Source organism: Rhizobium mesoamericanum STM3625 (assembly GCF_000312665.1).
Lineage (GTDB): Bacteria > Pseudomonadota > Alphaproteobacteria > Rhizobiales > Rhizobiaceae > Rhizobium > Rhizobium mesoamericanum.
Genome location: NZ_HF536774.1, coordinates 79,900 through 99,713 on the forward strand (window position 1 = coordinate 79,900; position 19,814 = coordinate 99,713).

Genomic DNA, 19,814 nt, shown 5'->3' on the forward strand with positions numbered 1-19,814 from the left:
AATCAAGATGGGACTGTGCGGGTGGTGGGCATAACGGAGTGAGGGCGTAGCCCGATCGAAGTTATGTCCACCACCCGCGGCGCCAAATTCAGGCCTGCCTTGCGCCTGTGATCGCGGTCAATCTGGCGATTTTCCATAACTGGAGAATCACTTTGTGCCAGGTCGCCATATAAACGATCATCAGATGAGGCTTTTCATGAAGTTACGTCAAAATCATTCGGTCACGGTTGCTGCCGCCAAGGCTTCGATCGGTCGGACAACAGCTTTTCGCATCGAGAAGGATTCACGTCTCCCGTCTCAAAAGACAAAACCGCGAGAGCGCCGGCGACCAGATCCACTTGCCCATATCTTTGATGCCGAGATCGTCCCGCTGCTTCAGGCTGCTCCCGGGATACGGGCGGTGGCATGCTGTGCATGGCGCAGAGCAGGAGGTCATCTTCCGGCAGGTTCACGAGCCCGGCCGGTTGGGCCTTTCGGATTTTACCAACATGGATAGTCTGGAGGTCACGATCGCCGGGCAGTTGCTCGATCATCTGCTGTATCACTTCCGCCTTGCCTATTCCGGCTTCGAACATGGCCATGTCATCCTCGGCGGCGAGAGCTACGTCGCCCTGGCGGAAGGGCTGCAGAACGCCCTGTGGTTCCTTGGCGGCGCGCCGCACGACCATCGTAGCGACAGCCTGTCGGCCGCATTCCGCAACCTGACCACCGATGAGCGGGAGGACCTGACGCGTCGATATGAGGAGCTTTGCGCCCACTATCACATGAAGCCGACGCGCAACAATAAAGGCATCGCCCACGAGAACGGCTCGATCGAGAGCGTGCACGGGCACATAAGGGCAGCAATCCGCGACGCGCTGCTCATGCGCGGCAGCAACGACTTCGACGATCTTGCCGCTTACCGTGCCTTTGTCGATGAGATCGTCAGCCGCCGCAATGCCCACAACCTCAAGCGCATCGAAGCCGAAAGGCCTCATCTGCAGGAACTGCCACAGCGCAGGACGACAGACTTCGAGGAGGTCGTCGTCAGGGTCATGCGCACCGGCGGCTTCACCCTGCGCAAGGTCTTCTACAGCGTGCCTTCACGCCTGATCGGTCACCAGCTACGGGTGCGCCTCTTCGATGACCGGCTCGATGTGTTCGTCGGCGGCACCTATCTCATGACACTCTCCAGGGGGCGGGCACATCCAGACGGCCGCCACAGCCAGGTCGTCAATTACCGGCACGTCATTCATTCCCTCCGTCAGAAGCCGATGGCGTTGTTGCGGCTCGTCTATCGGGACCAGCTCTTCCCGAGGCTGGAATATCGCCAAACCTTCGAGGCTTTGCTGGAACGATTGACCGACAAGCAAGCCTGCAAGACCATGGTCGAGATCCTGGCGTTGGCCCATGAGCGGACCTGCGAACGTGAACTCGCCGAACGGCTGGCCAGAACCCTCGATGCCGGAGAGCTTCCCGATATGGCCGAATTACGCAAGCACTTCGCACCAGATCCTGCCACCTTGCCCGTCGTTTCCGTGCATCTCGCACCGTTGAGTGGATACGAGACGCTGGTCGCTGGCCATGCAGGAGAACGCGCATGACCAATCCCAACGATATCGATGCCGGCCGCCTGAGCATTTTGCTGAACGAGCTTCGCCTGCCAGCAATCAAGATGCTCTGGGCAGACTTCGCCGAACAGGCCGACAGAGAGGGCTGGCCTGCTGCCCGTTTCCTGTCGGTCATAACGGAGCATGAACTTGCCGAACGCGACAGGCGCAGGATCGAGCGCCATTTGTCAGAGGCCAGATTACCGCCTGGCAAGACCCTCGACAGCTTTGCCTTCGACGCCGTGCCGATGATCTCCAAGGCACAGATCATGGCGATGACGGCAGGCGATAGCTGGTTGGCGAAGGGGGCCAATGTCCTCATGTTCGGGCCGCCGGGCGGCGGCAAGAGCCATCTTGCGGCAGCCATCGGCCTGGCGCTGGTCGAGAACGGCTGGCGCGTGCTGTTCACCAGGACGACGGACCTCGTTCAAAAGCTGCAGGTCGCACGACGCGAGTTGCAACTGGAATCCGCCATCAACAAGCTCGATAAGTTCGATCTGCTTATCCTCGACGATCTCGCCTATGTGGCAAAGGACCAGGCAGAGACCAGCGTTCTCTTCGAGCTCATCTCGGCACGCTACGAGCGGCGATCCATCCTGCTGACCGCAAATCAGCCTTTTGGCGAATGGAATCGAGTTTTCCCGGATCCCGCCATGACGCTCGCCGCGGTGGACCGCCTCGTTCATCACGCCACGATCTTCGAGATGAACGTCGAGAGCTATCGCCGCCGCTCCGCCATGGAAGCAAAACGACAGCGCGCGCGGCCTCCGGTCTACGCGACAATCAACGAGGCGGCCCAGATTGACGCTCCGCGACAATTAGAAGAGTAAAGACCGCTTGCCAGCGTCAATCAGGCTGCTAAATTGGCAACCGTCCGCGACACAACAGTCCCATCCAGATCGTCGCGCAAGTTCCTCCCAGATCGCCGCGCTATATAGGCCTGCGGATCGACGCCATTCATTTTGACCGTCTCGATGATCGTCATGGCGTCTGGCACCAATACAACGTCCAGATCCAAGACTGAGCTCCAAAACCAGCGCCTGCCAAACAAATGATCTGACAGCCCTCCGAAAGCACGCTGCCTTATTCCGATTTCTCGGCAGCGAATAGCCGCAGTTTTAGGCGACCGCTAACAGATGGATACGGGCAGCCACAAATCCGCGTAGATACGCCAGTTGATCAAGGCCGCCGGCGCAAGGCTCTGGTTTCTGCCACCTTATTCACCTGACCTCAATCCAATCGAGCAGGCCTTCGCCAAGATCAAGCATTAGATACGAAAAGCGCATCGTCGACGACACCTGGCTTCCAAACAAACATGAAACGCTAGCACTGAGGTGCCGTGCCCGAATCGTTTATAAATCAGTGGCCCATTCACCGAACGTAGAATCAATTAGGCGCATCAACTAATGGCGCCCAGTGACACAATGCATGGGAATTCGTAAAAATATAGAATATAAACATATAGTTAAGAGCGTTCCTTGCTAGTCGATGCTTATGCATGTGAGCGCTAGGTTGCACCAATATGGTTCATGGGGCATTTTTGGGCGGTAGCTATACGAAGCCTGTCTAACAAGCTGACTAATGTTGCGGAGAAAAGGAACCAAACCAGAAAAAGAAGCCCGGTCCCGAAGAAATCCGCGGAAGCGATAGCCTCTCCCTTCCGTCAGCAATGAAGACACCTTTTTGGTGAACGGCGAAGCTTTGTCTGGACTCAAGCGGAGACGACGAGATGGGAAACACCCAAATTCATGCGCGGCCGACCGGCCGCACCATAACGCCAAAGCGCACCCACTTCCGGCAACTGGCGGAGTCGGCGGAGATCGGCACGGTGACGCGTGCCCAATTGGCTGGGCTTGCTCAAACCCTAACATGCACAGGGCTGATCAATGGGACCGAGAGCCACCTGCTCGTGGCGATAATCAGTACGGCTCCCGCTGAATCATTTGACCCGTCCGGTCGTCCGATTATATTCAAATCCAACCGACAATTGGCATTTGAGATCGGCCGTTCTGCTGGTCGCGTCAGTCGACTGCTATCGCGTCTATTCGACGCTGGCCTGATCACCATGCGGGATAGCGGAAACTACAAGCGGTACCCGATACGCAACTGCCGTGGCGAGATCATGGATGGATGCGGAATCGACCTCCGAATCCTGATTGCCCGATATACTGAGCTGAGCGAGCTTGTAAGGCAGGCTCGTATTGAGAAGAGAGAAACCGATGCGGCGTGCCGACGCTATCGTGGCGCGCTTCGCGCCGCTCGTTATGCCCTTTCGACCGTCGAACAGCATTCCAAGCAAATTCTGCGGCATATTGGCGCCCGCGTCGATCGCATCGATGTCCTAGTCGGGACCGCCCGCTCTGCATCCAGCAAGGTGCTGCGTCGAGCAACGGTCCTTTTGGAGCGGCTGATAGAATGGTTGATGCGGATCCCACGTAAAGCGGCCGAAGCGCAAGAGATGGAAAGTACGACATGCACGGGCGTCGAAAACGACATCCACATACCGATTACAAGTCCTTATATTTCTGTAGAAAGTAGCAATACATGGTCTTCAGCTAACGCTAACCCCACCCGCAATTCTATTTTTGAAAAAAGCCTTGAGCTAGGTGAGAACGAAATCAGCTACTCGCAAAACTTGCCGAAAGCTGCGGTGGCTTTGCAAGACGTAATAAAGGCGGTGCCCATCCTGCAGGTCTACGGGCTTGCACCCAAAAGCTGGGCCGAGCTTGTGCGGTTTATGCCACTAATGTGCCGGTTTGCCGGGATTTCCGAGGATGCCCGCAGCCGGGCCGTTGAGCGAATGGGTGAGCAGCAAGCCGCTGTCGCGGTGGCCGTTACGTTGGAGAAATATAGTAGGCAGGAAGTCAACTCGCCGGGAGGTTATTTGCGGGCCATGACAAATCGCGCCTCCTTGGGCGATTTGCATCTTGCCCGCTCGGTTTTCGGGCTTGCCGCTCGAAATTACAAGGAGGCAATCAAATGAGATAAGTCCTCGTTTCCACCCGCTTGACGCAGTTGCTTTCAGATGGACGGATCGGTATCACGCTGCCGTGATCTCGGGGATTCGAATTCCACTGAAGTCGGCCAATCAATGGGCCCTGGGGTCGTTGTTTTGAATGGCTCGTGATTGTGCGGAGTCAAGCGGCTGAGGGTGTTTGTCCGCTTTGGCAAGCTCTCGCCGGAAAGTTCGATGCGGTAAGGCGTTGTGCACGAGCCGGTCGAGGAACGCGGCGGCAATGGTCGGCTTACCAGTTCGACTGGAGCCACGAGATCATTCTGATCAACGGCGTGTGCGCGGCGACAATCTGGGGCTCTTCCGCATATTTGGTGCAGGTCGGGGTCTGCGATGTACCTCGGCCTGTCAGCGGTTTCGCCATGGGTTGTTCAGGAGCCAGTTCCGCAGCATTTCTTGAACTTTTTTCCTGATCCACACGGGCATGGATCAGGTCGGCCGGTCCGGACTAGGGAGCGCAGGTCGGCGGAGACGCTTTTCTTTTCTTGTTCGGACATGCGCCAATAGGCGGCAATTGCCAAAACGGTGTCGGGAAGGGCCTCAATTGCGTCGTCGACAGCCTGTTTCTTTCTCTTCGATTTCAAGTTTATCGAGCTTGGTTTTCGGGATCACAGAGCATCATGATGGGAACCAGCAGCATCCCGGCTTCAGACTTGACCATCTTCGTCCAGTGACGCTGGCGCAACGCGAACGACTCGACAAAGCCGTCAGCCCAGTCCGAGGCGATGACTGTGTCGCCTGATTGCCAAAAAATAGGTTCGACGATCTCGTTGTCGATTTGCCGGACGATCTCGTCATAACGGCCCATAATGGCCCCAAGGACAGCCTGGGCTTGGCTCTCATCATCAAACTGAGGCGCAGTCTCGCCCCAGATAACCGGCAACCATTCGTCAGGCGGGATTGCCTCCGGCCCGACTGCGATGCCGGTCAAAAAGCCATCGAGATCATCAAGGCTTATTGCTTCGGTGACGGACGTCTGATGCGCAGCCATATCGCAATCCTTGTTGAACGTCGAACAAGTCTAAGGCCGACGCTCCGCCACAGGCAATGCTGAATGGTTGCCGTCCCCGGCATTCTGAGTAACAGCTATGTCGCCATTAGAACGCGACTGCGCAGCAGTGCATAGCCGGCACGACCATACATCTGCCGCTTCAGCGTCTTCACGCGGTTGATCTGACCCTCGACGGGACTGGTCGTCCATCGATGATTGATCGCGCCGCGGACGGCTTCGATGTCGCGGCTAATTCCGGCTGCCATAGAGGCCAGTTCGCTGTTCCCGGCCTCAGCGATCCATCCCTCCAAGAGGGAGGCATCATCACCGCGCAGCATGGCCGCAAAACGGCGGGCGAGATCCCCAGCAATCGAAAGCTGCGGCGCGTGATCGTGAACATGCTTCAGGAAACACTCGGCCTTTATATCACACGATTGCAGGTCCTGGCCCAGAAGCCAGGCACATCCGCGCCGAGATGGCGGTCGCCAGGGTTGCCTCTTTTCTCGTTTGGAGGATTGTTGCTGTTTCTTCAGGGCCGCGGTCCATCGGTAAATAGTGGCACGGCTTCCCTTAAATCCCTGGGTTCTGATCTCGGACAGAAGCTGCCGACCGTTGTGACATCCTGGCGCTCGACCTTGCGGCGATCCCGCTCGATCATCTCCCGCTCGGCAAGCCGGGTCAGGTACCCGACATGGTCGACGCCTTCGGTGGCGCATAGCCGGGCCAGCTTCTGGTACTCGCGCTTGCCGATTCCGATGAAGCCGCCCCTTTGTTCCGAGATGATTGCGCCCCTTGATTCCGGGATGATCTCGCCCCCTGTTTACTGGGGTCTGCAGGCGATGATTGTTGTCAGTTCATTTAGGCGGGGTGTCAAGCTTTTCGGGGCAGGTTTCGGCGTAGGCTATCGCCGCTCAATTCGATGCGATGGGCGTTGTGAACGAGGCGATCCAGTATGGCATCGGCGTAAGTCGGGTCTCCTATGACACCATGCCATGCCGATACGGGAAGTTGGCTGGTGATGATGGTTGATCGGCGGCCGTAGCGATCTTCGAGGATTTCGAGGAGGTCGTGCCGCGCTTGTTCGTTGAGCGGTTCGAGGCCCCAGTCATCTAGGATCAGGACTTGAACATGGCCCAGGGTGCGTTGCAGCCTGGCATACCTGCCATCGCCACGAGCGAGCGCAAGCTGGGCAAACAGCCTCGGGACACGCTGATAGAGAACGGAGCGATCGTCACGGCAAGCCTTGTGGCCGAGCGCACAGGCTAACCAACTCTTTCCGACACCCGAGGGTCCGCAAATGGCCAGATTGTCATGAGCGTTGATCCAGTCGCCACCGAGCAGTTTCATGAAGAGCGCGCGATCAAGGCCGCGTTCGGCGCGATAATCGACATCTTCCGGGGTCGCCTGGTGACGCAGCTTGGCGAACCTGAGGCGTGCGGCAAGCTTGCGATCGTAGCGGGAACTCCATTCCCGTTCGAGCAGCAGTCCGAGCCACTCGGCGTGCGAGAGATGTTCGGCTTGGCCGTTGGTGACGAGCTCCCCAAAGGCCCCGGCCAGGCCCATGGAATTGAGTTTGTCGAGTGTTGGATGCGCAAGCATTCTTCGTTCTCCTTAGTGGTAATAGCGAGGTCCGCGGATGTTTTCGTGATGGATCGGCTCATGCGAAGCCGGTCCATTGGTGGAGGTCGTCCGATCGAGATGATTGTCGAGGATGGAGCGCACCGAACCGTAGGTCCGAGCCCCGATCTCCAGCGCACGGCTGCAAGCAGCGTTCACTCTGTCGCGGCCAAAGCTTTTGTTCAGGCGGACAATTCCCATGCAGGCTCGAAAGCCCTGCTCCGGGTGCGGCCTGTCGGCGAGGATCTTCTCGTACAGCAACGCAACCTCCGGCCCGATGGAAGAGGCTTCGCGTTGAATGCGTTCGATCGTCCAGTCGGCAAAGCGGCGATGCGCCGACGGCATGTGATCGGGAATCGTCGTGTGTTTGCCATTGCCACTGGAGCGACGATGGGCGGCTATTCGCTCGCCTTTGTGGAAGATCTCGATCGTATTGGCGGTGATGCGCACCTCGACCTGCTCGCGAGCGAAGCGATAGGGAACGGAGTAATAGTGCCGCTCGATCTCGACGTGGTAATCCAGCCCGGCACGCCGGATACGCCATTCCGCAAAGACATAGCGTTCCACAGGCAATGGCCTTAAAGCGGGCCGGTCGAGCTCTTCGAACAATTGGCGGCGCGTGACGCCAACCCGGCGCAGGACACGCTTGTCGTTCAAATCATATAGCAAGTCGGCAATCGCCGCATTGACCTCGGCCAGGCTGTAGAATGTGCGATGGCGAAGGCGGCCCAGCAGCCAGCGCTCGACGATACGAACCGCAGCCTCTACTTTCGCCTTGTCGCGAGGACGGCGTGGCCGCGTCGGCAGGACGGCGCTGCCATAGTGGGTTGCCATCGCACAATAGGTCCGGTTGACTTGGGGATCGAAGTGGCACGCCTTGATGATCGCCACCTTGGCATTGTCGGGAACCAGCAAGGCTGGCGCACCACCGAAGAACTCCAGCGCCTGGATATGGCATTCAATCCAATCGGGAAGCGTCTCGCTCCAGCGGGCATGTGCATATGAAAGGCTCGATGCACCCAGAACTGCCACAAACAGATGAGCCTGTCGTGTCTTGCCGGATAATCGATCGACAATCACCGTGACCGTGTCGCCGGCATAAATCGACGAACAGCTTGTCGCCGGCCATATGATCCTGCCGCATCGTCACCGGCAGCTTTATCGCCCAGCCCCGGTAAAGGTCGCAGTAGCGACTATAACGATAGCCGTCCGGATAACGGCTGATGTATTCGTCCCACAGGATCTGCAGCGTCATATGCTTGCGCTTCAACTCGCGATGGACCTGTGCCCAATCCGGCTCAGGCGCGCGACGGTGCCCTGTCTTCGTCCCAGCCGCTTTGTAAAGCGCCGCCTCCAGAACAGCATCGCTGACGTCATCACCCAGGGGCCACGTTATCCCAGCAACCGCTGCACGCCGAAGCGTCTCACGCACTGTCGAGGGCGCAGCGCCAACCCGCACCGCAATCGACTTGTGCCCAAGTCCTTGCTCAAAGCGATATCTCAATATCTCGCGGACACGCCGCATCTCCAATCTCTCCGCAGGCATCCCGTTCCTTCCTCGTCAACGTCGAAGGAAGAAACTTCACACCTGCAGACCCACCCTTGCCAGATGCCTCCAAGGGGGCGGCATCATCTCGGAACAAGGGGGCGACTATTTCTCGGAATCGGGGGCGACATCATTTCGGAATCAGGGGGCGGATTGCCTCGGAATTTGCACTCGCGCTGGAATGTCGGCAGCTTCAGGGTCTTGAGATAGTGGGACAGAAGGATCTCTGGTGCTTCGGTGCTCATGCCGCTTCTCCCGCACCATACGCCAGAAGACGCATGTACGCTTTCGCCGAGGTCGTCTCGACCGTCGTTCTCGGCAGGTAGGGATAGATCGACAGGTCCAGCCGTGGCGACCGGCGCTCGACCCGGCACAGGATCAGATGCTTGACCGCGTCGAAGCCGATCGCGCCGAGCTGGAGAGCCTGCTTCACCGCCGCATGCAAGTCCGCAAGGTCGAAGCTCTCCAGCAGGCGAAGAACCTGCACGTACTCACGCCGGCCGTGCTTGGCCATCCGGCCTTCCATCAGACGGCGCATCGTGGCGAACTCCTGCGGCAGATCCCAGCCCTGAAGGGGCGCTGCCTGATCCAGCGCATTGATCTTCTGCTCGATCAGCGGCAGGTAATGCACAGGATCGAAGACGACGTCTTCCCGTTCCCAGCAACGCGGATGGCGGGCGATGATCTCGCCACGGCAGCCGATCACCACCTCATCGACATAGCCACGGATCCAGACATCCTGATGGCCATAGGCGACTGGTACGGAATAATCATTGGTCTTGTAGCGGGCAAGGGACTGGGCCGTCACCTTGGTGCTGGCATGATCGCAGGCATCGAAGGGCGATGGCGGCAAGGAGCCATGACAGCCAGATCCCGCTGCAGCCGTTCTCCGATCGTCTCGCTCTCACCGCGTAGCCTGTCGCGCTGGCGCTTCCGGCATTGCTCTTCCAGTCAGGCGTTGAACGCATCCCATGTCGGAAACTGCGGGATCGGCACCATGAAGTTGCGCCGCGCATATCTAACGAGGCCCTCGACGTTCCCTTTATCGTTGCCTTTCCCCGGACGGCCATAGCGGTCGCGGAGCAGGTAGTGGGACAGGAAGCCGCTGAACAGCGCTGCCCGCTTATACCAATCGGCATTGGTCAGAACCGATGTGCCCAGTCGCGCATACCGATTGACATGATCTTCCAGGGTTGGTCGACCAGCTCCAAGCGGCACAACAGTGATTGACGATATCGTCGTAGACCGTATGTTCGCACGGTGAAGGCAGCCCGCCTTCGTAGTAAGCATGAAACGGCGGCCGCACCGGACGAGCCCCATATGTGGACGGCTCCCACTTGCAAGCGTTTTCTGCAGATATATTTTGATCGGATCGCTTGCTTCCATATGTGAGGCCTTGAGTGCGGTCGCACATGACCGCTGGCCAAGATGGTTTCCGCGAAGCGCGTTCCAGACAGCTTATCGACCTTAATGGCAAGTGGGGCTCACGGAGTTTCGCGCATCTTGGTTCGATCGATCGCACCATCTGCTTTCCTCTTGCAAGTTCACGGCATCAGCGCTGCACGGTGGCATTCATTCTCTGCTCACCGTGATGGCCGATCTGTCATGGGGGGTGTTTGCGGGACGGGGCGGAATCCTACGCTAAGGCTTTGGCCAACGATATTCGCCGGTGAGATTGATGTGCTCCCAGCCAAGGGGTGACACATGGGCCAGTAGATCGGGCGATAACGGCTTTCCGGCTCGTTTCTGGTTGGCGACGACTTCGCCGAGCTTCATGGTGTTCCAGAAGATGATGATGGCGGCGAGCAGGTTCATGCCGGCGATACGGTAGTGCTGACCTTCCGCCGAACGGTCGCGGATTTCGCCTCGCCGATGGAAGCTGATAGCACGTTTCAGCGCGTGATGCGCTTCGCCTTTGTTGAGACCGATCTGGGCGCGGCGTTGCAGATCGGCATCCAGAATCCAGTCGATCATGAACAAGGTCCGCTCGACGCGGCCAACTTCCCGCAAGGCTGTGGCCAGTTCGTTTTGCCGCGAATAGGAGGCAAGTTTGCGCAGGATCTGGCTTGGCGCAACGCTTCCGGCTGCAATGGTGGCGGCGATACGCAGGATGTCAGGCCAATTGCGCTCGATCATGGCCTGGTTGATCTTGCCTCCGATTAAAGGGCGCAGATGCGCTGGCGCTGTCGATGGATTGAACGCGTAGAGCCGTTTGGACGGTAGGTCCCGGATACGAGGAGCGAACCGATAGCCGAGAATGGCGCATGCGGCAAAAACGTGATCGGTGAAGCCTCCCGTGTCGGCGAACTGCTCGCGGATATGACGGCCAGCATCATTCATGAGCAGGCCGTCCAGGATATAGGGTGCTTCGCTCGCGGTCGCTGGGATCATCTGGGTCGCGAACGGTGTGTATTGATCGGAGACGTGGGTGTAAGCCTTCACACCCGGCGTATTGCCGTATTTCGCGTTGACCAGGTTCATGGCCTCGCCTTGCTCTGTCGCCGCGAAGAATTGCCCATCGCTCGATGCCGAGACACCCGCGCCCCAGAATTGCGCCATAGGTAACGCCGCCTGCGCCTCGACCACCATGGCCAGCGCCCGGTCGTAGGCCTCGCCCTCGACATGCCACCGCCCAATGCGGATCAATTCCCAGAAGGTGTGGGTATTGGTCGCATCTGCCATCTTCCGAAGGCCGAGATTGATCCCCTCCGCGAGAATGACGTTCATCAGTCCAATCCGATCGGCGCAGGGCGCTCCCGTGCGCAGATGGGTGAAGGCTTCGCAGAAACCGGTTGCAGCTTCTACCTCAAGCAGGATGTCGGTAATCCGCGTAGACGGGACCTGCTTGTAGAGATCGAGAACCATATCCTCGGCACCAGACGGCGCGTCGGCTTCGAGCTTCTCGATATGCAGGACGCCGTTCTCGATGGACCCACCGGGAATTGTGCCCGCGCGAGCGGCGCGACCAAGCTCGCGTAGCCGTATGTCGAGCCGGGCTTGCCGGTCCGCCAGCCATTCCTCCGGCCGCAATGGCACAGCCAGACGGCCGCTTTCAGCCGCCGCCAGCGCCGGCACGAGTGCATGTTTCAGATCGCCATAGCGCCGGGACCTGGCCAGCCAGATATCCCCGGAGCGGAAGGCATCTCGCAGATGGAACAGGACCGCGATCTCCCAGAGGCGAGTATCGCCGACCACCTGTGTACGAAGATGACGATGCCATTTCGAGCTCGGCCGCAGAAAGGCGGTATGCGCGGCATTGTTCAAGCCAGTGCGTAGGGCCGTAACCGCTTCCAGAAGCGGCTGTGCGACCGGCGCAGCCCGGAGATCGAGCAGGCGCAACATGCGAGGAGCATAGCGGCGGAAACGGTGATAGCCGTCCAGCACATGGTTGAGGGGATCGTCCGCCATAGTGGCGGTCAACCTGGCTGCCATCGTGACAAGGGTCTTGAAGCCGTCCCAGCCTGATCCGCTTGCGATAACGTCGTCCAGCGGCTGTCCGTCATCTTGTGCATCGACCAGGGCTCCGCCGATTTCAGCGAAAGATTTCAGGGTGTCGCGCACCGCGTTTGCTTCGTCGGCGATCTTCGCTTGGCAAATCCGTTCTGACGCCCTGTAGAGCCTGCCGACGATCCGGTCATGGGTTTCGACCACGGCGTCGGCAAGCATTGCCTGCCATTCTGACGCGCAGACGGCCAGAATGGCAAGCCGCCTGTCCTCCGGAAGATCGCGCATGCCGTCAGCATAATATCGTTCGCCTTGCCGACGCAGACGTGTCACGCGATGGGCAGGGATACCGGCCAGCGAATCTTTAGGAAGAACGACGCGTTGCAGGTATTCTATCCGGTCGAGCAGCCGGTTGGCAGACAATGAGTTCGAGCCTGGCTCGAATTGCCGCAACCAGACGAACCGAGTTACCCGGTCGTCAACCGTATCTTCGAGCAGCGCTAACAACGGCTTCCCGGTTTCTTGCGACAAGCGACTGGCAATTCTTGTCTCAATCTGTCGTTCAGCATCGACCAGAGCCATTGCGCAAAGCCGCTCGATCGTCGATGTCGCGGGAAGAACTGTGCGCGTGCGACGGCATTCGGTCACGAAGCGAATGGCAATATCCTCGTTCGATAAAGCGATCTCGGCTTCGCGAAACAACCATTCCTTCAGATCACGCGCACCACGTCCGGAGAAGGTGCGGAATCCATAGAGCGCCCGCAGTTCGGAAAGATGCTCGTGCCGCGTCTCCTCACGGGTAGCATATTCGACAAGATCGTCGGCATGGAGGCCGAGCTGCGCTCCGATAAAATCAATGACCTCTGCCGGTATCAGTTCACCCGGAGCCAACACCCGGCCGGGATAGCGGAGGACGCACAGTTGCAGGGCGAAGCCGAATCTGTTGTGAGCGCGCCGGCGTTGCCTGATGTGGCCGAGATCCTCATCGCTAAGAGTATAGTGCTTCAGCAAATCCGCTTGCGAAGTAGGCAGGCGCAACAGCGCATCCCTTTGCCGATCGGTGAGAGTGACGCGACGCGGCATTTATGAGGATCGCGCGTCCGGTAGTCGGGATGATCGGCCGGGTCTGGCCGCCTGTCTCAAATCCCTGCGCGCCGGCGATATACTCGTGGTCTGGAAGCTTGATCGCCTTGGGCAGTCGCTTGCCCACCTAGTCAACACCGTAAAGGATCTGTCAGAACGAAAGATCGGTCTGCGTGTGCTAACCGGAAAGGGCGCTCAGATCGACACCACAACCGCATCCGGCCGCATGGTGTTCGGTATTTTTGCCACCTTGGCTGAGTTCGAACGCGACCTGATCTGCGAGCGAACCATGGCAGGGCTGGCGGCCGCGAGAGCGCGAGGCAGGAAAGGCGGTCGCAAGTTTGCCCTCACCAAAGCGCAAGTGCGTCTCGCGCAGGCCGCTATGGCGCAACGCGACACACCCGTTTCGGATCTGTGCAAGGAACTCGGCATCGAGCGCGTCACCCTATACCGGTATGTCGGTCCCAAAGGCGAACTCAGAGATTACGGAAAACGAGTCCTCGGCTTGGTTTAAGGGCTTGAGCAACGCCAGAACAGAAACCCTAGATAATCTCTGAGCCGCCGAGGCCCGGCCGCGCTTTACCGTTGCGCGCCGCCCAGCTTTTCAGACGCAGACCGTTGAGCTTGATGAAGCCTTCGGCATCATGATGGTCGTATGTACCCGAACCCTCTTCGAAGGTAACGAGATCCATAGAATAGAGCGATCCGACCGAGGTGCGGGCTACCACGTTTGCTGAGCCCTTATAGAGCCTGAGCGTAACCTCGCCGCTGACATAGGTTTGGCTCTGATCGATCAAGGCCTGTAGCATCTCCCGCTCCGGGGAAAACCAGAAGCCGTTATAGATCAGCGCGGCGTAGCGTGGCATGAGCTCGTCCTTCAGATGAGCCGCAGCACGATCGAGAGTGATTGATTCAATCCCTCGATGAGCGGCGAGCAAGATCGTGCCACCGGGCGTCTCATAGACCCCACGGGATTTCATCCCGACGTATCGGTTCTCAACCAGATCAACCCTCCCGATCCCATGCTTGCCGCCCAAGCTGTTGAGTTCTGTCAGAAGTGCTGCAGGCGTTCGGGCGATGCCATTCACGGAAACTGCATCGCCTTTCTCAAAGCCTATAACAACGGTCTCCGGCTCGTTCGGCGCATTCAGAGGGTCGACCGTTCGCTGATAGACATAGGCAGGTGCGATCTCCGACGGGTCCTCCAGTATCTTTCCTTCCGTCGAAGTGTGCAGGAGGTTCGCATCAATCGAGAAAGGAGCTTCCCCGCGCTTGTCCTTCGGAATAGCGATCTGATGCTTTTCGGCATACTCGATCAACTGCGTGCGCGATTGAATATCCCACTCGCGCCAGGGAGCGATTATTTTGATCGACGGATCGAGCGCATTTGTTGCCAGTTCGAAGCGCACCTGATCATTGCCCTTGCCGGTGGCGCCGTGGGCGATGGCGTCGGCGCCAACCTCCTTGGCTATGTTGACGAGATGCTTGGCGATCAGCGGTCGCGCAATAGACGAACCAAGCAGATATTGCCCTTCATAGAGCGTATTGGCCCGAAACATCGGAAAGACGAAATCGCGAACGAATTCCTCACGAGCATCGACAACACGGATGTCTTTGACGCCAAGACTCTCGGCCTTTTCGCGCACTGGTTCCAGCTCTTCGCCCTGGCCCAGATCCGCCGTGAAGGTGACCACCTCGCAACGATACGTGTCCTGAAGCCACTTAAGAATGATGGAGGTGTCCAGACCTCCTGAGTAGGACAGCACGATCTTCTCGATCTTTTTCGTCATCACATTCGCCTCTATATAGAATATGGTGAAACGATAGGCCAATCCACACGCGATGAGATTGCAAAGAGTATCACGGATACTGGATAGTTTGGCATATTATGCCGTAAATTGATAATCAGGAGCTATATTGTGTCATTCAATTTTGACGAGATTGATCGGCGGATCCTGAAGGTACTTCAACGCGATGGACGCATTTCCAATATCGACCTGGCGAAAGAAGTGGGGCTGTCTCCTTCGCCGTGTCTGCGTCGCGTTCGGCTTTTGGAAGAGGCGGGTATCATTGATCGCTACGTGGCCGTTCTTGATCCGACCAAAGTGGGTGCAGGCCTGACAGTCTTTGCCCGCGTCTGGTTCAAAACGCAGGATGCACAAGTCACCCTTCAATTTGCAGAAGCTGTCAGGCGCCTACCGGAAGTCATGGAATGCTACCTGACCACCGGAGAATGCGACGCCATCCTACGTATCGTCACCGCAGATCTTCACAGCTATTGGCGGTTCCAGGCAGACCATCTGACCCGTATCGCGAGCGTGCTGAACGTCAAAACGGATGTTCCGATGGAAACTCTCAAGCGAAGTTTCGAATTACCATTGGCACTGTAATCCTCCACCAAGCCTTAGCGTAGGATTTCGCCCCCTCCCGCAAACGACCCCGCAAAGTCCTCGGCAAACCGCAACGGAAAGCATCATTCCCGGCTCAGTGCCGCCCGCAAAGCAGTCGGGACGAGATACGGCGTCCTTCATCTCCGGCGGGTTGGCTCTCAATTCCCCATAGCAAGTCAAACAAGCCGCGTCTTAGTTCAATCCGGCTTACATGAGGTCGCCCGAAGTCGCCGCACCGTCCATGCGACCTCAAATAACCCTCCAGATTAGAGTTTGGGCATAGGTTTTTCGCGTCGCATTTTCAGCGTCGACGAGGGGGGGATATGCTGCCTATTGCAGGACGCGGCGGCGCTGAGACGACGGTTGATCAGACTCTGATGCGCGGGTTGGATACCGCAGGACCGTGGTTCGTCTCGGGCCTTCCTCTGTCTCACATGGCGCGTGTTGCCGTTTCAGGCTCGCAGAATCACAACGAGGGTTACCCTGACCGGCCGCCACGCCCAGCAATAAGCAGCGTGATAGAATTGAATTTGTTTCTCCTTCGCGTTGATGCCTCGTCGTCAGGCTGCCTTTGTTGGGGTAATGGGAACTGTCGTCGCAATAGCCCAGACGAAGGCAGCAAGCTCGCGCGCGATTGCGACGATGACGATATTGGTGGGGCGGCCGCTGGCTTGCATGCGCCGATACCGCTGGCATAGCCGCACTTGCGCCTTCCAGGCGGTCGCCCTGATCGCTTCAGGCAGCCCCTCCATTCGCTTCAGGATTTCCTGGCCGACACGCGCAGGCAATCTGTAGGTCCATGCGCCTTCGACCAGCATGCGCCGCGCACGGGTGTTGCCGGCCTTCGTAATCGACCCACGCGACACGCTGGCGCCTGTGGAATGTTCCTTGGGGACCAATCCCAGCCAGGCCATGAACTGGCGTGGATTGCTGAAGCGTCTAAAGTCGCCTATCTCCAATACCAATGTCACCGCCGAGATTTGCGCGACACCACGCAGGGCCTGGATTGCTTCGACGATCGGGTTAAGCGACCAATCCTGCAGGAGCCCCAGCATCTGCCGGGTCAGTCGGTCGCGCCGCTCCTCGATTTGCTCGATCGCACGAATATATTCTTCCATAGCAATTTGCTGCGCACGATGATCAAAGCGCTGTGTCGCCAACCAGTTTCGATGAGCTTTGCTCCAATGGGAGCGGCCTTCGAAGACCCGGCCGTGCCGGAGCAGAAATGACAAGAGATGCTGGCGAGCTCGTCGTAAATCCGAGACTGCCGCTTCCCGTGCCCGGCAAAGATCGCGCGTGGCCTCATGCGTCTCGTCGGGAACCCAGATGGATGACAGTTCGCCTGCGCGCAACAACGCGGCAAGAGCGACAGCATCCCGCCGATCCGTCTTGATCTGAAGCCCCGGGCGGGTCGGAACGAGCGATGGTGCAACGACAAGGCATTCATGACCAAGATCGCAAAGTTGGCGATACAGTCCGTAGCCTGTCGGGCCAGCCTCATAGCAAAGGCACAGGCGTCCGTGACGTCCGGCAAGCTTGTCGACAAATTTGCGCACCGCATCGGCACGGTTGGCGATCTCGTCCTTGCTCACATCCAAACCAACGTAAAGTGCGATATCATCGACCACGGCTCGTCTCCTATGTTTAAGGCTCTGGCTCGAAAGCTAACCCTCGTTCTGAACATAATGCGAGACGAGCCACCATGCCGATCGGGCGACCGGCAGTGTTTCGCCCGGCCAGATGGGCGGCCATCGCCGGCGTATTTTGGAGCCGTACCGAGCCTTCATCATCAAGCGGATTGAGCAGACATCGCATCTGACGCTGCATCGGCTGCAGGACGAGCTGGCCGCACGCGGCGTGAGGGTGTCGCACAATGCCATCTGGCAATTCATGCGCCGCGAAGGCCTGAGCTTTAAAAAAAAACGCTGTTCGCCCTTGAGCAGGGTCGCGCCGACATTGTTCGGCGCAGAGCACGCTGGCAGTCATGGCAGAGACGACTTGATCCGCGTCGCCTGGTCTTCATCGACGAAAGTGTGCTGCAGAGCAGCGGAAGGAGTTCAACATGAACTAAGACCGTGGCGTAAAGCTGCGTGAATGATGGGGGACGGCCCTCCGGGATCGGCTTTCAGGAGCAGGTCTCAAACCAGTCCGAGCTGCTGCGGTAAAGAGCCGTGGTGGTGAGCGTCGGATGAAACGTTCGGACGAGATCCGAGCAGGTGCATGTTCAAAAGACGAACGAAAGTGAACCCTCCGAAGACGCGTCGTTATGAACGTAAGTGTCGTCGAAACCAGGACCGTTTCGTCATCCTGGGACAAGTCCGCCAGAAGCCTGATGACCGGGCGGGCGGCGACCGGCGTAGAGGGGGCGTGATTTGAACATAGGCTTTCACGCGGAACTGCAGGAACCAGGCTCCTGATGCCAAGGGAGAAGCTCAAGCGGCGCAAAACGCAAGGCGAGAGTACCGATGCGGGAGACTGGGGCGGACCGATCCGTAAGAGCGTCGAGGACCCTGTAATGGGGTCGGAGCAAAGGGGTCGGATCAGGTGGCCGTATTGATTGAAACAACTGGAACAGGATGACTTCGGAAAGTACGGCAGACAAGCCGTTTCGAATTGAGAAACGGCAAGTGTACGAAGCTTATAAAGGGCAAGGTCAAGAAGAATGGTGAGGTTCTGGCGCGAACGTGCGGCACCCCGCAAGGCGGTGTCGTCAGTCCCTGCCTCGCCAATCTCTTCATGCACTATGCATTTGATTTGTGGATGACGCGGATGCATCCCGACCTACCATGGTGTCGATATGCCGACGATGGTCTTGTTCACTGCCAGAACGAGCAACAAGCCGAAGCCCTCAAGGTGGAGCCGGGTTCTCGGCTGGCAGCGTGCGGACTGCAGATGCATCCGACAAAGACCAAGATCGTTTACTGCAAGGATCAACGGCGCCGAGGAACGTATCCGAATGTCGCATTCGACTTTCTCGGGTATCAGTTCCGGCCGCGACGGGTGGCGAATACACAGCGGGACGAGTTCTTCTGTGGCTACACGCCTGCGGTCAGTCCGACGGCGCTCAAGTCGATGCGGGCAACGATCAAGAGTTTGAACATCCCGCGGCAGACGCCGGGGACGCTGGCCGAAATAGCCAGACAGCTCAATCCACTCCTTCGGGGATGGATTGCCTACTATGGCCGGTACAGTCGTTCGGCCCTGTCCACACTGGCTGATTACGTGAATCAGAAACTTAGGGCTTGGATCAGGAGAAAGTTCAAACGCTTTCAGTCCCATAAGACACGCGCCAGCCTTTTCTTGCGAAAGCTGGCGCGGGAAAATCCGGGGCTGTTCGTACATGGGAAGGCGTTCGGAACGACAACGTTTACCTGATGGGAGCGGTGTGAATCGAGAGGTTCACGCACCGTTCTGCGAGAGGCCGGCAGGTGAAATCCCTCCGGCCTACTCACCCCTGGATTAAGACCAATATGGCGCCGCTCTACTGATGCAGCAATCTGCCGCCTTGCTCGGCGACAAAGAAATAGGGGCTGCGTGGCGTACCGAGGTGTGCGTCGCGTCGGGCGGCATAGTCTGAAAGGACAGTGATGGTCGTGGCATGCAGGGGCACCAGCCTTGACTTGCTGAACTTTGTCTCTCGGATAGTGAGAACACCTTGGTCGAGGTCGACATCGGTCCGGAGCAGGCCGAGCGCTTCGGAAACGCCTGGATCACAGCAGCAATTGTCGCGCTGTCCGTGCCAGATGCGATCCTGACGACCGCGCCGCCAACCTCCACCTCGATTGCCGCAACTGGAAGTGCGCTCCTCGTAATCGTCTTTCGCCGTGTCGGAGGCGGCTCTACCGGACGATCAATTACTGCTGCCACAAACATCCGCGGCGAGTCTTGCTGCGCCTGACTTCGCGCCTGCCGACGCCAGGTAAACAATTGTCCGGGAGACAACCCGTGCCGACGCGCAACAGCACTGACCGACATCTCGCCGCTATAGCTCTCGGCGACAATTCGGTCTTTCTCCTCGTCACTCCAGTCGTGGGGACGGCCAGTCCCCTTAAAAACCTCAAACCGTTGCACCGGCACGTCTTGTCAGGCGAAATGAGAAACTGACCCCCGCATTGCCTCAAGCAAAATGTTACCGATAGCG

14 protein-coding genes and 6 pseudogenes are annotated in these 19,814 nt (G+C 58.4%); 8 read left to right on the top strand and 12 right to left on the bottom strand.

The window, feature by feature from the left end; genetic code table 11:
* Positions 1-154 precede the first annotated feature (154 nt).
* Together BN77_RS27955 and istB (BN77_RS27960) are read left to right on the top strand one after the other, a co-directional pair.
* Positions 155-1,583: pseudogene (locus tag BN77_RS27955) on the top strand (Mu transposase domain-containing protein).
* Entirely contained in the window at positions 1,580-2,419 is an 840-nt protein-coding gene (gene istB, locus BN77_RS27960) for an IS21-like element helper ATPase IstB (protein WP_007538621.1), read from the top strand. The pseudogene BN77_RS27955 and the gene istB (BN77_RS27960) overlap by 4 nt, the downstream one beginning before the upstream one ends.
* Positions 2,420-2,439: 20 nt before the next feature.
* On the opposite strand, the gene BN77_RS33810 is transcribed toward istB (BN77_RS27960), so the two are convergent.
* Complete coding sequence (locus BN77_RS33810) at positions 2,440-2,607, bottom strand: hypothetical protein (protein ID WP_007538622.1); 168 nt, start codon at positions 2,605-2,607, stop codon at positions 2,440-2,442.
* A 148-nt stretch (positions 2,608-2,755) separates the two neighbouring features.
* Between BN77_RS33810 and BN77_RS27965 the strand changes: the two are divergent.
* Both BN77_RS27965 and repC read left to right on the top strand, forming a co-directional pair.
* Positions 2,756-2,854, top strand: a pseudogene (locus BN77_RS27965) (transposase); the annotation flags it as partial.
* 464 nt (positions 2,855-3,318) lie between these two features.
* Positions 3,319-4,572 (top strand): plasmid replication protein RepC, encoded by a 1,254-nt coding sequence (gene repC, locus BN77_RS27970; RefSeq protein WP_040678960.1) that lies wholly within the window; start codon positions 3,319-3,321, stop codon positions 4,570-4,572.
* A 401-nt stretch (positions 4,573-4,973) separates the two neighbouring features.
* Here repC and BN77_RS36000 read toward each other — a convergent pair whose 3' ends face one another.
* From BN77_RS36000 to BN77_RS28005, 8 genes and pseudogenes are all read right to left on the bottom strand, one after another.
* The gene (locus BN77_RS36000; protein WP_425280262.1) at positions 4,974-5,099 is read right to left on the bottom strand and encodes an SEC-C metal-binding domain-containing protein; all 126 of its coding nucleotides are present in this window, start codon (positions 5,097-5,099) and stop codon (positions 4,974-4,976) included.
* 89 nt (positions 5,100-5,188) lie between these two features.
* Positions 5,189-5,593, bottom strand: a complete 405-nt coding sequence (locus tag BN77_RS27975) for a YecA/YgfB family protein (RefSeq protein WP_007538625.1) — start codon at positions 5,591-5,593, stop codon at positions 5,189-5,191.
* 95 nt (positions 5,594-5,688) lie between these two features.
* Complete coding sequence (locus tag BN77_RS35235; RefSeq protein ID WP_244426270.1) at positions 5,689-6,192, bottom strand: transposase; 504 nt, start codon at positions 6,190-6,192, stop codon at positions 5,689-5,691.
* 23 nt (positions 6,193-6,215) lie between these two features.
* A pseudogene (locus tag BN77_RS33315) lies at positions 6,216-6,338 on the bottom strand (AAA family ATPase); the annotation flags it as partial.
* Between the two features lie 125 nt (positions 6,339-6,463).
* A complete protein-coding gene (gene istB, locus BN77_RS27985) occupies positions 6,464-7,192 on the bottom strand; it encodes an IS21-like element helper ATPase IstB (protein ID WP_007538627.1) in 729 nt (242 codons plus the stop codon).
* A 12-nt stretch (positions 7,193-7,204) separates the two neighbouring features.
* A pseudogene (gene istA, locus BN77_RS27990) lies at positions 7,205-8,735 on the bottom strand (IS21 family transposase).
* Positions 8,736-8,997: 262 nt separating this feature from the next.
* Positions 8,998-9,881: pseudogene (locus BN77_RS27995) on the bottom strand (Mu transposase domain-containing protein); the annotation flags it as partial.
* 516 nt (positions 9,882-10,397) lie between these two features.
* A complete protein-coding gene (locus tag BN77_RS28005; RefSeq protein WP_040678966.1) occupies positions 10,398-13,283 on the bottom strand; it encodes a Tn3 family transposase in 2,886 nt (961 codons plus the stop codon).
* On the opposite strand from BN77_RS28005, the gene BN77_RS28010 reads away from it, so the two are divergent.
* Positions 13,267-13,797, top strand: coding sequence for a recombinase family protein (locus BN77_RS28010; protein WP_007538634.1), 531 nt, complete (start codon positions 13,267-13,269; stop codon positions 13,795-13,797). The two genes, BN77_RS28005 and BN77_RS28010, sit on opposite strands and share 17 nt — an antisense overlap.
* 28 nt (positions 13,798-13,825) lie before the next feature.
* On the opposite strand, the gene BN77_RS28015 is transcribed toward BN77_RS28010, so the two are convergent.
* The gene (locus BN77_RS28015) at positions 13,826-15,073 is read right to left on the bottom strand and encodes an argininosuccinate synthase (protein ID WP_007538635.1); all 1,248 of its coding nucleotides are present in this window, start codon (positions 15,071-15,073) and stop codon (positions 13,826-13,828) included.
* Positions 15,074-15,202: 129 nt separating this feature from the next.
* Between BN77_RS28015 and BN77_RS28020 the strand changes: the two genes are divergently transcribed.
* Positions 15,203-15,673: an Lrp/AsnC family transcriptional regulator gene (locus BN77_RS28020; RefSeq protein WP_007538638.1), complete on the top strand. Its 471-nt coding sequence runs from the start codon at positions 15,203-15,205 to the stop codon at positions 15,671-15,673.
* A 560-nt stretch (positions 15,674-16,233) separates the two neighbouring features.
* On the opposite strand, the gene BN77_RS28025 is transcribed toward BN77_RS28020, so the two are convergent.
* The gene (locus BN77_RS28025) at positions 16,234-17,301 is read right to left on the bottom strand and encodes an IS110 family RNA-guided transposase (protein ID WP_007538640.1); all 1,068 of its coding nucleotides are present in this window, start codon (positions 17,299-17,301) and stop codon (positions 16,234-16,236) included.
* A gap of 82 nt (positions 17,302-17,383) precedes the next feature.
* Between BN77_RS28025 and BN77_RS32730 the strand changes: the two are divergent.
* Positions 17,384-17,721: pseudogene (locus BN77_RS32730) on the top strand (IS630 family transposase); the annotation flags it as partial.
* Between the two features lie 565 nt (positions 17,722-18,286).
* Positions 18,287-19,048 (top strand): reverse transcriptase domain-containing protein, encoded by a 762-nt coding sequence (locus BN77_RS28035; protein WP_007538644.1) that lies wholly within the window; start codon positions 18,287-18,289, stop codon positions 19,046-19,048.
* An 84-nt stretch (positions 19,049-19,132) separates the two neighbouring features.
* Here BN77_RS28035 and BN77_RS36005 read toward each other — a convergent pair whose 3' ends face one another.
* Positions 19,133-19,648: a transposase gene (locus BN77_RS36005; RefSeq protein WP_425280263.1), complete on the bottom strand. Its 516-nt coding sequence runs from the start codon at positions 19,646-19,648 to the stop codon at positions 19,133-19,135.
* Positions 19,649-19,814: the final 166 nt, after the last annotated feature.

What these genes read in the sequence shown, in the direction of transcription:
- BN77_RS36005 (WP_425280263.1), bottom strand. Translation starts at nt 19,648, where the DNA reads ATGTCGGTCAGTGCTGTTGCGCGTCGGCACGGGTTGTCTCCCGGACAA.
- repC (WP_040678960.1), top strand. Translation starts at nt 3,319, where the DNA reads ATGGGAAACACCCAAATTCATGCGCGGCCGACCGGCCGCACCATAACG.
- BN77_RS28015 (WP_007538635.1), bottom strand. Translation starts at nt 15,073, where the DNA reads ATGACGAAAAAGATCGAGAAGATCGTGCTGTCCTACTCAGGAGGTCTG.
- istB (WP_007538627.1), bottom strand. Translation starts at nt 7,192, where the DNA reads ATGCTTGCGCATCCAACACTCGACAAACTCAATTCCATGGGCCTGGCC.
- BN77_RS36000 (WP_425280262.1), bottom strand. Translation starts at nt 5,099, where the DNA reads ATGTCCGAACAAGAAAAGAAAAGCGTCTCCGCCGACCTGCGCTCCCTA.
- BN77_RS27975 (WP_007538625.1), bottom strand. Translation starts at nt 5,593, where the DNA reads ATGGCTGCGCATCAGACGTCCGTCACCGAAGCAATAAGCCTTGATGAT.
- istB (WP_007538621.1), top strand. Translation starts at nt 1,580, where the DNA reads ATGACCAATCCCAACGATATCGATGCCGGCCGCCTGAGCATTTTGCTG.
- BN77_RS28005 (WP_040678966.1), bottom strand. Translation starts at nt 13,283, where the DNA reads ATGCCGCGTCGCGTCACTCTCACCGATCGGCAAAGGGATGCGCTGTTG.